This window comes from Microbulbifer sp. CNSA002 (genome assembly GCF_047324085.1).
Classification (GTDB): domain Bacteria; phylum Pseudomonadota; class Gammaproteobacteria; order Pseudomonadales; family Cellvibrionaceae; genus Microbulbifer.
The window spans coordinates 1,453,333-1,467,019 of record NZ_CP172449.1 but is presented as its reverse complement, the minus strand read 5'-3'; the positions used below and the strand labels follow the sequence as shown (position 1 = coordinate 1,467,019).

The 13,687-nt window shown below is 46.8% G+C and carries 6 protein-coding genes; 3 read left to right on the top strand and 3 right to left on the bottom strand.

All coding sequences use genetic code 11. The annotated features are described in order from the left end of the window. Positions 1–38: 38 nt before the first annotated feature. Positions 39–1,469 carry a TolC family outer membrane protein gene (locus tag ACG1BZ_RS06475; RefSeq protein WP_413664901.1) on the bottom strand — a complete coding sequence of 477 codons (1,431 nt, stop codon included), beginning with the start codon at positions 1,467–1,469 and terminating at the stop codon, positions 39–41. Positions 1,470–1,615: 146 nt separating this feature from the next. After that, positions 1,616–5,011: a BapA/Bap/LapF family prefix-like domain-containing protein gene (locus ACG1BZ_RS06470; RefSeq protein ID WP_413664900.1), complete on the bottom strand. Its 3,396-nt coding sequence runs from the start codon at positions 5,009–5,011 to the stop codon at positions 1,616–1,618. Positions 5,012–5,286: 275 nt separating this feature from the next. Here ACG1BZ_RS06470 and ACG1BZ_RS06465 point away from each other — a divergent pair, with 275 nt between their 5' ends. Both ACG1BZ_RS06465 and ACG1BZ_RS06460 read left to right on the top strand, forming a co-directional pair. Then, entirely contained in the window at positions 5,287–6,846 is a 1,560-nt protein-coding gene (locus tag ACG1BZ_RS06465) for a carboxylesterase/lipase family protein (protein WP_413664899.1), read from the top strand. Positions 6,847–6,856: 10 nt separating this feature from the next. After that, positions 6,857–7,405, top strand: coding sequence for a histidine phosphatase family protein (locus ACG1BZ_RS06460; protein ID WP_413664898.1), 549 nt, complete (start codon positions 6,857–6,859; stop codon positions 7,403–7,405). Positions 7,406–7,447: 42 nt separating this feature from the next. On the opposite strand, the gene pepN is transcribed toward ACG1BZ_RS06460, so the two are convergent. Next, on the bottom strand, positions 7,448–10,099 hold the full coding sequence (gene pepN, locus ACG1BZ_RS06455) for an aminopeptidase N (protein WP_413664897.1): 2,652 nt from the start codon (positions 10,097–10,099) through the stop codon (positions 7,448–7,450). Positions 10,100–10,595: 496 nt separating this feature from the next. On the opposite strand from pepN, the gene ACG1BZ_RS06450 reads away from it, so the two are divergent. Further along, positions 10,596–13,586 carry an intermembrane phospholipid transport protein YdbH family protein gene (locus ACG1BZ_RS06450; RefSeq protein WP_413664896.1) on the top strand — a complete coding sequence of 997 codons (2,991 nt, stop codon included), beginning with the start codon at positions 10,596–10,598 and terminating at the stop codon, positions 13,584–13,586. Positions 13,587–13,687 lie beyond the last annotated feature (101 nt).

Below are 13,687 nucleotides of genomic sequence, written 5' to 3'. Positions count from 1 at the left end.
ACCCTCACCATCATTAGTACTTTCAATTTGGTTATTATTCAAGGCAACACCTCCACGCCCTGAATTTGAATACCTTCTAGCTTGAAGGCTTCACGCATACCGCCACGACTATGTAAGCAGTCAATTTTTAGTAAATGCAAATCAAAAATCGTATTATTTTTTTCCAGGCGGGCAAGGTGTAATTCCTGCTCTGAATTGAGCAAATCAATTAAAGTTCTTGTTCCCAAGGTGGAGTATTGCTGCTTATAGAGATCCCTTGTTTCTGCAATTGCACTTTCCCTGGCACTAAGCGCCCCCAAACTTCGCATTAACCCTTCTGCCTCCTCTTGTGCCTCCCGATACTTTTGGGTTGCTGACAGCTGAGCTGAATCCCGAGCAGCATCCGCTGACTGTAAAGCATAATTAGCGCCTTCTCGACCAGCAGCTATTTTTCCGCCTTGGTATATAGGCATGGAAACATTTAGGAAGATGGCTTTTTCATTTTCATTGAGGGCGTTGGCATCTACATAGTTTTGATCCAAATATTGATTTACATTACCGTCCAAAGTGAATGTCGGCCAAGTGTTTGCTTTTGCCAACTTTAGTTTCGCTTCTGCCTCAGCTCTATCTGCTTCGGCAACCAGAACCTCTGGAACAGAGGACAGATTAAACGATTCAACGTCACAAGCTTGGGCGACATCTTCCGGAACATACATAGCAACCCGAAAAGGGGACTGAAAACCTGTTAATTTTTGTAGCGTGCTACGCCATCGACGCAACAGGGCTTCAACCTGTTGCTTGGCGGCGTGCGCAGCATCTACTCTAGACTGAGCTTGTAAAACATCTGAGCGAGAACTCACCCCTCGTTCTTTTCGAATTTGCACAAGTCTGGCAATAGCAGATACACCTTGAACTTGTGCATCAGAAGTAATTAGAAGTGACTGGTAACGTTGAACTTCAATTGCAGCTTTTGCAGTTCTCCTTGCAACTTCATCAATAGATTGGAGAACTTCAGCTTGCGATCTTTGCACCCCTGCTTGGGCAACAGAAACGCTACTGGATACTTTGCCAAAGTCGTAAACCATCTGTGAAACATTCATCTGAAATGCGTGACCATCACCTTCACGCTTATATTCAGAATCATGTCCAGCCACAACACCAGCACTCAACTGCGGGAAATATCCTGACCTTGCGGAACGGACGCCCTGCCTCTGCTGGTAAAGACTACCTATTGCTTCTGCAATTAGGGGGTGCCAACCCACCGCTTGATGCACGACTTCAAGGATATTAAGTTCATTTCGTTTAATTCCCCTTTCATACTCACTAAACGATAACTGCCTAAGTGAATCATTCACTTCGACATCCATTTTACTTGGACTAATTACTTCAGCTGTGGGAGACGAACCAAAGAGGTCAGCTTCAGCAAGGAGAGCCCAAAATGCCAGAGCAAATAGCATTGACATTTTCCATAGTCGTTTAAACACTTCCACTATGTTCACTTTTCACTGATTATTGGAGAGATAAAACACGCACTCACCGCTAGACATCAACGGTTTCGAAGAGTGGCTACGAAAGTCTAGCCAAAAAAAACCGGGCCTTGCGGCCCGGTAAATAAGTTAATGAAAGGCTATCTGATCTAGGTGTCACTCAAGCCATTTTGTTGCCACATATCTCCAACAGGATCTTCAAACGCCGCTGCATTATCTGTCGCTGTCAGGGCATCAGTGCCACCAACCATGCCACTGGAATCTAAGGTCGGGCTCACACCCTCCTCATTTTCACCCGACTCAAATACCTGAGCATCTTCACTCGTTGACTCAAGTAGCTCATCGATTGACAGGTTAGAACCGGCACCCAGCATACCTTCGCCCGCATCTGCAGTAACGTCGATATCGAGGAACCCATCAGATCCAACGGTTGAATCAGAACCGATATTGATGATGGTGATATCAATATCAATGTCGATATCAAGGTTGATATCTATGTCGATATTTATATCGATGTCTACATCTGCATCAGCGTCTGCATCAGCGTCTGCATCAGCGTCTGCATCAGCATCTGCATCAGCGTCTGCATCCGCGTCTGCATCAGCGTCTGCATCAGTGTCAGCGTCTGCATCTCCATCGGGCACCCAAGCGAACAACGCATCGGACGACGTTCCAGCTTCGCTATCGAGAGCTTCTACATCGCTGTCTTGAAGTTCACCAGGCTCTTGCGAATCCGATCCGATATTGATGATGATAATATCAACGTCAATATCAATATTGATGTCGATATCAATATCAATATTTATGTCGATATCGACATCTGCATCCGCATCAGCGTCGGCATCCGCATCAGCGTCGGCATCGGCATCGGCATCCGCATCCGCGTCAGCATCAGCATCAGCATCAGCATCAGCATCAGCGTCAGCATCGGCATCGGCATCTGCATCCGCATCGGCATCGGCATCGGCATCGGCATCGGCATCCGCATCGGCATCGGCATCGGCATCAGCATCAGCATCAGCATCGGCATCGGCATCGGCATCGGCATCGGCATCGGCATCGGCATCGGCATCGGCATCGGCATCGGCATCGGCATCAGCATCGGCGTCGGCATCCGCATCCGCGTCAGCATCGGCATCCGCGTCGGCATCAGCATCAGCATCAGCATCGGCATCGGCATCCGCGTCGGCATCCGCGTCGGCATCCGCGTCGGCATCCGCGTCGGCATCCCCATCGGGCACCCAAGCGAACAACGCATCAGACGGCGTTCCGGCACCGCTATCGAGAGCTTCTACATCGCTGTCTTGAAGCTCACCAGGCTCTTGAGAATTTGATCCGATATTGATGATGATAATGTCAACGTCAATATCAATATTGATGTCAATATCAATATCAATATTTATGTCGATATCGACATCTGCATCAGCGTCGGCATCCGCATCCGCATCCGCATCTGCGTCGGCATCGGCATCGGCATCGGCATCAGCGTCAGCATCAGCGTCAGCGTCAGCGTCTGCATCCGCGTCAGCATCTGCATCTGCATCTGCATCTGCATCCGCATCCGCATCCGCATCCGCATCGGCATCCGCATCTGCGTCGGCATCCGCGTCGGCATCAGCATCCGCATCGGCATCAGCATCAGCATCAGCATCAGCGTCAGCATCCGCGTCGGCATCCGCATCCGCGTCGGCATCCGCATCCGCATCAGCATCTGCGTCGGCATCCGCGTCGGCATCAGCATCGGCATCGGCATCGGCATCGGCATCGGCATCGGCATCGGCATCGGCATCAGCATCAGCGTCAGCATCCGCGTCGGCATCCGCATCCGCGTCGGCATCCGCATCCGCATCCGCATCCGCATCCGCATCCGCATCCGCATCAGCATCAGCATCAGCATCAGCATCAGCATCAGCGTCAGCGTCGGCATCCGCATCCGCATCCGCATCCGCATCCGCATCAGCATCAGCATCAGCATCAGCATCAGCATCAGCGTCAGCGTCTGCATCCGCGTCGGCATCCGCATCAGCATCAGCATCAGCATCAGCATCCGCATCCGCATCCGCATCCGCATCAGCATCAGCATCCGCATCAGCATCAGCATCAGCATCCGCATCAGCATCTGCGTCGGCATCCGCGTCGGCATCCGCATCCGCATCGGCATCAGCATCAGCATCAGCGTCGGCATCCGCATCCGCATCGGCATCCGCATCCGCATCTGCGTCGGCATCCGCATCGGCATCCGCATCTGCGTCGGCATCCGCGTCGGCATCCGCGTCGGCATCCGCATCTGCGTCGGCATCCGCATCGGCATCCGCATCGGCATCCGCGTCGGCATCCGCGTCAGCGTCGGCGTCGGCGTCGGCGTCGGCGTCAGCATCCGCATCGGCATCCGCATCGGCATCGGCATCGGCATCTGCGTCGGCATCGGCGTCAGCATCCGCGTCGGCATCCGCATCTGCATCCGCATCTGCATCAGCATCAGCATCTGCATCTGCATCTGCGTCAGCATCCGCGTCGGCATCAGCATCGGCATCCGCGTCGGCATCCGCATCAGCATCTGCGTCGGCATCGGCATCGGCATCGGCATCCGCGTCGGCATCGGCATCCGCATCCGCATCCGCATCCGCATCCGCATCCGCATCCGCATCCGCATCCGCATCCGCATCCGCATCCGCATCAGCATCAGCATCAGCATCAGCATCAGCATCAGCATCAGCATCAGCATCAGCGTCGGCATCCGCATCAGCATCGGCATCTGCGTCGGCATCGGCATCTGCGTCGGCATCTGCGTCAGCATCCGCATCCGCATCAGCGTCAGAATCTGCATCGGCATCGGCATCGGCATCGGCATCGGCATCGGCATCAGCGTCGGCATCGGCATCGGCATCGGCATCGGCGTCAGCATCCGCATCCGCATCCGCATCCGCATCAGCGTCGGCATCGGCATCCGCATCGGCATCCGCATCCGCATCGGCATCCGCATCCGCATCGGCATCGGCATCGGCATCGGCATCGGCATCGGCATCGGCATCGGCATCCGCGTCGGCATCGGCATCCGCATCCGCATCCGCATCCGCATCTGAGTCAGCGTCGGCATCAGAATCAGGAATAAAAAAACGATCGCCGTTATTGTCATCGTCATCACTAGCCGCGACAGCTATAACAACAACTCCAAGGGCAATTAATGCTGGAATCCACCAAGAAAAACCGGGATTGGCCGGCGCTGGTGCGGGATAAGATGCACCACCAGCCGCAGCAAAGGCGGAGATTAAGTCTCCATTAGAAGCTAACATAAGAGGCTCTTCAGCCCCTGTTAGCACTAGCTCACTATGGTCACCTTCTTCATCTAACAGGTAAAACCCTGAAATAATGATGATTTGACCGGACTTTAAAACAATAACAAGGTCTACTCCGTCCTTGGAAAAAGACGCAATATCCTCAGGATCTGCGGGCATTTCGACAAGACCAGGAGAGGTCAAAGATAGCCCCTCCAGTGATCGCTCGTCGATTGAGCCCGTGGATTTGTCAAAGATTTTCGCAATCATGCTCTCACCAACTTCAAACGGTGCAACTTCCTAAATACACAGTTCATGGCCTGAGCTTAAAGACGGAAAATACCCCACTTTGAGCCCATCCGTGACTAGATTCACTAATACATTGCCTTACTAATTTCCCTCCATAAAAAAACAATTACGCCAGTACGTTTTTACGCGCACTACTTTTGTATGGACGTAATTCAAAACGTTTTCAAGGAGGAGTTAGGCTGCGGCAGGAGAAAAACAGTTTTCGTGCTAACTTCAGCAAGATTAGGAAGTTACAAATGACTACAGACCCGGAAATTGGCAGGCACTTAAACAAAAAACCTACACCCGTTGTTGATACGCTTGCCGGGCCAATCATCGGAACCACAGATGAAGAAACTGGCGTATATAAATTCTTGGGTATTCCCTACGCTCTCCCTCCTGTAGGGAATTTACGTTGGCTACCTCCACAAGAGTTGGACCGCTGGAAAAATCCTTTCCAAGCGCATAGCTTTGGTTCACCAGCAGCGCAAAACTCATCCGCCCTAATGGAAGTTCGAGATCAAAACGGGAATCTTCCTGAAAGGGAGGAATGCCTCTATTTGAATGTATTCTCTCCCGCAATGTCGCAAGGAAAAAAGCTGCCAGTAATGTTTTGGGTTCATGGCGGCTCTTTTTACATGGGATCAGGATGCCAAGAAATTTACAATGGTAAATACTTGGCAGCTAGCGGTCGGACAATTGTTGTCACTATAAACTACCGTTTAGGCGCACTGGGATTTCTACGCCTAAAGGATATTAGTGATATACCATCAACCGGCAATGAAGGGCTTTTAGATCAAATAGCCGCCATACAATGGGTTCGAAAAAATATCTCAGCATTTGGCGGAGATCCAAACAATATCACTCTTTTCGGCGAATCAGCTGGGGCAATGAGTATTGCCTCCTTACTTGAAGCTCCACAATGTAAAGGACTTATACGGCGTGCAATTGTCCAAAGTGGGCACCCAAGAGCCTCCCACTCCCAGCAAAGCGCCAACCATGTTGGTAAGACTTTCATTCAGCAATTTGAGGAAATCTCTGGTGGCATCTCACTACAAAATTGTCCAACCAAACTTCTTCTGAAAACCCAAAAAGCAATACTCTCTGACACGTCTATGACAGCAAAATGGGGGCAACTGCCATTTAAACCTGTCGCAGACAGGGAACTTTTTTCCCCTGAAAAAAAGCTCTCCCCGACACACCAAACATCCCTTTTGTTAGGGAACAATTTGGAGGAATGGAATCTCTTCAGCGCAATAAACCCTGAAAGCTTTAACATGGACTACCGGCAAATATGCACTCATTTGGAATGGCTTATCCCAGAGTCCGAGTTAAAGCCCCTACTCAGACATTACTATCAACTAGCAAAAAAAATGACAGACAACCCCTGGCCAGAATGGAGCCGAGCCTGGAACCTCTTGCTCACTGATATGGTATTCACCTTGCCAGGGTTGAGACACCTACAAAGTCATCAGGGGGAAAACTATCACTATCACTTTGCACAACCTCTCGCTGCACAGCCTTTACTAGGGGCCTGTCACGCCGTTGAGCTTGGCTATGTATTTGGAACCCATAGCGATCAGTCCTTGAAAACACTATATGGCGCTGAAGAAAACCCCCATTTATTAAGTGCCTCAATGCAACAAGCTTGGCTGAATTTTGCTGAAACAGGGAAACCCGGCAATGATTGGCCAGAGTTTTCAGGAAAACACAGTAAGCGATTTGGCAATCATCCCTCAGCCAGGGCGTTTAACTCACCAGAGCTTCTCAGTTTATGGCAACATATACCCGACGATAGGTTGAATGGTTATCTTTAGGTTGGCATAGATGGCAAGAATTTTTTTAATCAGGCATGGAGAAGCAGCGAAAGGGGAGCACATCCCCGATCCAATACTCACAGACGAAGGTTACAAGCAGGCAGAAGAGCTAGCCCTAAAACTTTCCTCTCTCGAGAAAGTTCAATTAATAAGCAGCCCCAAACTCCGTGCACAGCAAACAGCAAAGCCCTTGGCCGAAGTTTGGGATATAGAGGTTGTAATTGAAAATGCAGTGACGGAAATACCTACACCAGAGGAAATACCCAAAGCTCAACGCCTAACCTGGTTACGAACATTACTTACTGGAGAGTGGGACCCCTGCGACAGAGAACAAAAAGGTTGGCGCGATGGCATAATCAGGTATTTGGAAAGTCTTTCAGAGGACACCTTTATCTTCTGCCATTTTATGGTCATCAATTCAGTTGTTGCACATATCCGAAACCACCAAAAAGTACAACAATTTAGGCCCGATTACACTTCAATCACTGAGCTAAAAAATGATGGAAACAAGCTACATTTAGTCCAGCTAGGCGAAGAAAAAGAAAACAAAATTCTATAAGAAAATGGGGTATGTGCAGCATACCCCAAGCGGGCATTTATTTTAAATCAAGCTTTTGCTGACTACCTCAAACAAATCCTTAGATAGGTCTCCCGAATCAGCAACCCTTTGCAGGGCAACTTTCATCTTCTCACCCAGGCTACCAGAGTACTTTTTCCAACGTGTGATCGGTATAACCAGCCTTGCTGAAATTTGTGGATTTAGCTTGTCCAAGGCCAGAACCTGATCGGCAACAAACTCAAACCCGCTACCATCGCTCTTATGGAATTGCTTAAAATTACGATTAGCAAAACCACCTATTACAGACCTTACTTTATTGGGGTTTTTCATTTCAAAAGCAGGGTGATCCATAAGTGCACGAATATTTTCCAATGTACCGCGCTTGGGACTACAACTCTGCTGACCCAGCCATAGTTCTACTACTTGAGTATCGGTTTTCCAGCGCTCATAAAATTGTTCAATCAACCCCCCGGCTCGGTCTTCCGGTGCATGATTAATAATAACAGCGAGAGCCGCCGCACTATCTGTCATATTACTAGCGCTCTCAAACTGAACCTGGGCTATATCTAACGCCTCCTCAGTTTCTGTTATGCAGATATAGGATAAACAGGTATTTTTAAGTCGTCTTTGCGCAATATCTAACGCATTCGGGCTATAGGGCTTTGTGGTATTCAATTCTAGATAGCGCTTGCGAAATTCATCAAATAATTCACCTGCAATTACCTTCTTTACAAATTCCCTCGCAACAATTATTGCTTCCGCATCAATAGATGATGACTCTTCAGCGATAAACTGCTCACTGGGCAATTGCAAGATCTCTGCGACCAGCGCTAGATCGAGATCAACATCCTCTAAAACCTCTTTAAAAGCACTAATTAAACTTGGTTGTACCTGTAGTTCCTCACCTTTACGAAAAGCCACCTGAAGCTCACACAAAGCATTTAATGCTAGGCGCTGACTTGCATCCCAGCGGTTAAACGTGTCCTTATCCTTCCTCATTAAAAATTGAAGCTGCTCATTACTATAGTTGTACCTTATTTTTACTGGAGCGGAGAAGCCTCGCAGCAATGAGGGTAAAGGCTTCTCCGCAAGCCCGGAAAACTCAAAAGATTGCTCATCTTCTGTTAACTGTAAAACAGTTTCAGTATCACCCTGCTCATTGAGTACAAGCTCTGCGCCATCAGCCCCCAGCAATCCAATTCTTATTGGTAAGTGGAAAGGTAACTTCTCTTCCTGACCTGGCGATGAAGGGCAAGACTGGCGAATAGTTAGACTATAAGTGCCATCAGTTTCATTAAAGCTATCTGTCACGTCAAGTATCGGCGTGCCTGCTTGGCTGTACCAGTTGCGGAATTGCTTCAGTTCAACCTTGTTAGCATCTTCCATCGCCTTGACGAAATCTTCACAGGTTACCGCGCAACCATCGTGCTGCTGAAAGTACAAGTCACTTCCTTTGCGGAACCCTTCTGCACCTAAGAGTGTATGAATCATCCGTACAACTTCCGCACCCTTTTCATAAATTGTCAGAGTGTAAAAGTTTGAAATTTCTATATAAGAATCTGGCCTGATAGGATGGGCCATAGGGCCGGCATCTTCAGCAAACTGGGTAGTACGCAAAAGGGATACATCTTCAATACGCTTAACCGCTCGGGAATTAAGATCAGCGGAGAACTCCGCATCACGAAATACGGTAAAACCTTCCTTCAGACTCAACTGAAACCAATCCCGGCAAGTAACCCGATTGCCGGACCAGTTGTGAAAATACTCATGTCCTACAATAGACTCAATCCGCTGAAAAGCTGAATCCGTTGCTGTTTCTGGGCTAGCGAGCACACAGGCCGAATTGAAAATATTCAATCCTTTGTTTTCCATAGCTCCCATATTGAAATGATCAACAGCAACAATCATAAAGATATCTAGGTCATATTCCTTTCCGTAAGTTTCCTCATCCCAACGCATCGCATTTTTAAGTGAGCGCATAGCATGATCACACTTCCCAATATTTTTCGCTTCCGTAAAGATCTGTAACTTAACCTTTCTACCAGAGGCTGTTGTGAAGCTATCTTCCACATGCTCCAAGTCCCCGCCTACCAACGCAAATAAGTAAGCCGGCTTGGCGAATGGATCTTCCCAAGTTACAAACTGACGACCATCTTCATATCTACCCCTTTCAACTTCATTGCCATTTGAAAGTAGTACTGGGTGGTCCATCGGCGCAACGATGGTGGTGGTAAATTTGGACATAACATCCGGCCGGTCAGGATAGAAAGTAATTTTTCTAAATCCTTCAGCTTCACATTGAGTGCAATACATACCATTAGAGAGATATAATCCCTCTAGAGATGTGTTTTCCTCCGGATTTATCCGATTGCGGATTTCCAGCAGAAATTCTGGTTTCTCTACAGGGATAGACAGGCCCTCAGGTAGAACCTGATAATCAGATGTAGACAACAAAACTCCATCCAAAGAAACCGAAAGTAATTCCAGCTCGACACCATCCAGCACTAAAGGCGGCAGCCCTGCACCCGCTTGCGGATTTCTGCGAATATTCAAACGAGATTTGACCAAAGTTGCCTTGGGTTCCAGCTCAAAATGTAGATCAGTAGCATCCACCAAGTAATCTGGTACTTGATAGTCTTTCAGGTAAATGGTCTTTGGCTGGCTATCTTTCATTATTGAAACACCTTCAGTCATTCTATGCCCTTCCGGGGCAGTATGAATTCGATTAATTGGACCAACAATATCGTTACCCGGGCTAATACTATTTATCACCCAAGTTAAAAACCGGACTATAGCTTCCCAGCGCGATTGGTGCCACGCATAGATAAGTTAGATTAATACTTGCCCTTGCAGCCTTGCCCACCGGCACTCTTGGCACGTCTGCCTCCACAAGCACAGAGGTAACAGCGATGGAGAAGGCAAAAACTATCAGTGCATCACCTTAAATAGATTAAAGCTATATAATAGTGGTCGATTATATACCCATATAGAGCACTTACTGTCTGCCCTACCCCACAGCACAGTAGATACTGACCAACATGGTGAGAAATTTCAGCCAGTATAATTATCCAATCTGGTAAACTCGCCATAAGGTAGAAGTAAGGGATTAAAGTATTCCTACTCCGCCCTTTTGTAACGAATAATAGATTTAAGTTTGAGCTAATCTCTTGCGGGAACTCCGAGGTTCAGTGTGCGTAAACTCCGTATATCCATCATAACCCTATCTTGTTTTTTAGCTGCGCTCATAGCAGCTAGCTGGTGGAAAAAGGATATCGTTGCTTCTCAGCTAATCAATATTTTCTCAGGAGAGGTAGTTATTCAGGAGCTGACAGGACTACGACTGGGTTTTAAAGAAGTTTCCATCCAGGAAGTTCGCCTAAAGTCCAATGTAAATAGTATTATCCTCCTTCAGGGAGTAAAAATTGTCTATCCTTTCCATATTATTTATGACCGAGATAACACTCAAAAAATTGAACTGTCAATAGAGAAGCTAACCAGGAGCATGGAAGCTGAAGATATCGTTACCAAAGCCCATATCGACGAGCAGCTCCCGGAAAATAATATCAAGACAAGTAATACATTATCGTTAAGAGCCCTAAGCCAAAGTCTAACCCGCTTTTTGCCAGGCAAGATATCCGTTAAGCAAATAGTACTCGATGGCCAATTGATTGGCGGCCCACTAAATATAGCTCGCGACAGCACAAAAATTCATGCCGAAACTCCCCTTAAACACCCCCAGTTTGGCGAGCTTAATTTATATTTTGAGGCTTTTTTAGGTTTGTCAGAAATCAAACTAAAACCCAGAATACTAACTAATAACTCAAAGATTCTGTCTGAAGCTGATATAACTATTGCTAAACTAGAAACTGACACATGGATTTTAAACAGTGAACTTGTATCAGAGCTGGAATCTATAGCCCCACTGATAGAGATATTTGAACCTAAAGCTAGCTCCACAACTAAGCCGACAGTATCAGGCAAAATTATAGCTACCACCGCAATTAGCTTGCCAGACAATCTGCTATCCATTTCAAGCTACCGAGAAATTGACATTCAACTTAATGGCAATGATCTAAAGGCCACAATCCCATACGCTCAACTAAACTCCAATATAGAAGCCCAATTATCTATAAGTAATCCAATAAAAATAACACTTGAATCACTATTTCCATTTAAACCTCGACATATCAAGGGGAGTGGCGAGCTTGATATAGCTTTAGATACTGATAAAAACACCAATACCCCGCTATTAAGTGCGGACTTTAGCTCGAGCACATCGGCGACATCTCCCGAATTAGATATCGAAGGTACTTTTCATCTAACAAGTGCAAATACTATAGTTAATTCCCCCCTATATCTCAGACACTTGCCAGCACTACCTATTGATAGTGTTAATGGAGATGTGACATTTAAGGGTAAACTTCAACTAAGTTCGCTTAACAATATTAACTCTCCAGAAGTAAATAGCTTTCAATTAGAATTGATACCAAACCAAACTATTCAATTGGATATTTCAGCTTCCACTTCAGGAAAAAACTCTCCTTTAATTACTACTGGATTACATCAGAGCAAGATACAGGCAAGCATTAAAGATCTTATCTCCATTACAGGTGACCTGACCAATCCCAACCAAAGAGATATTAAGATCGAACAAGGATCTCTAACTGCAACGATACAAGGCTCCAATGGGGACTCGACAGTACAGTTAACCGCTAGCGACATACAATGTCACTTCTCTGATATCAGTGCCTGTAACTTTGAGCTGAAGACAAAAGTATCCCAACTTTATGAGCGGGCCAGAGAATTAGCAGTTACCAATCTAAGTTCAACGGCCAAGGCAAAGATTGAAAGCAATCTTAAAGGTCAAAAATTCACTCTAGAGAACATTAAAGTATCTGGAGAAAAAATAACAACCAAAACATTGGAGGCTGACAGAGTAAACTTAGATATACCAACAGTACACTGCGAAGTAACAGAACCTACAATCTGTACTCTCCCAGAAATAAGCAGTCAGTTTGGAATTATCAACACCGAGCAATTTTCCCTTTCTGGAGACCTCAATTTTCTTGATAGTATTGTTACTATCAAAAATGGTGCTACAGCGCTGGACAGTGAATTTAATAGTAACAATTTAGAGATTGAGACACCGGAAAAGTACAAGGTTAACTCTTCAGCCAAAGGCAAGCTATCCCTGCAACACAATAAGCTAACAAGTCATAGTCAAATTAAAGCAGGTGCAATTAAAATTGATTTAAGCGGCTCTTACGACTTATCAAAATCCTCAGGTGGAGTTGAATTTTCCGTTCCTGAAGTGACCTTTAGTACGGATCGCTCTCTAAACGATACGATCCAGGGCCTTCCCCTCAATATCGTCTCGGGCAGACTTTCTGCCGGTGGTTCTGTGTCTTTGCCCTCCCAGTCCAAAGATAGTATCCATGTTTTATTGGACGATATTGCAGCAACCTATAAAGATAGTTTTGCCACCGGAATCAGTGGAGATCTAAAAGTAGAAAACGAAGATGGGCACTGGATCACACCTACACCATACCCACTATCGATAGAATCTATTAACGCGGGCTTACCAGTGAAAAATATCCAGTTATCACTGCAACTGGACAAACAGAAAGATATTACATTGCATAATTTTTCTGCTGATTTTTTGCAAGGCAAGGTTACTTCATCAGCCCTTATTTGGAATCTCGCTGAAGAGACTCGAAAAAGCATTGTACATGCACAAGGTATTTCTCTAAAGGCTTTAGCTCAGGAGACGGACTCAGAGAACTTTGAGGCCAGCGGGCTAATTAATTTGGAAATCCCCATTGTAACGGGACCTGAGGGTATCACTGTGGAAGCCGGCCACCTTCAGGGTGAAGCTCCAGGCGGACGCTTACGCTACTACGGAGCCTTTTCTCCGCAGATGCTGGCAAGCAACCCCCAACTTAAGTTGATAGCCAATGCACTGGAAGATTATGAGTTTCAAACACTGGAAGGCAGCATAGACTATCCAGCCAGCGGAGATCTCCAACTACAGCTAAAGCTGGTTGGTCGAAGTGAGGCTATCGATTCTGATCGAGACCTGGTGATCAACCTGAACCTTGAAAACAATATCCCAGATATGCTGCGCTCATTGCAAGCCAGTCGTGATTTGACTGAAACCCTGGAAAAGCAGCTGGACCAATAGGTCAGGAGTGAAGTAGCCTTTATTGGTATGTACAAGCCTGCTTGGTTCATCACCGGTTAAGGTTGACTCAATAAAATACTTGGGTCTGCCGGCATCCAACT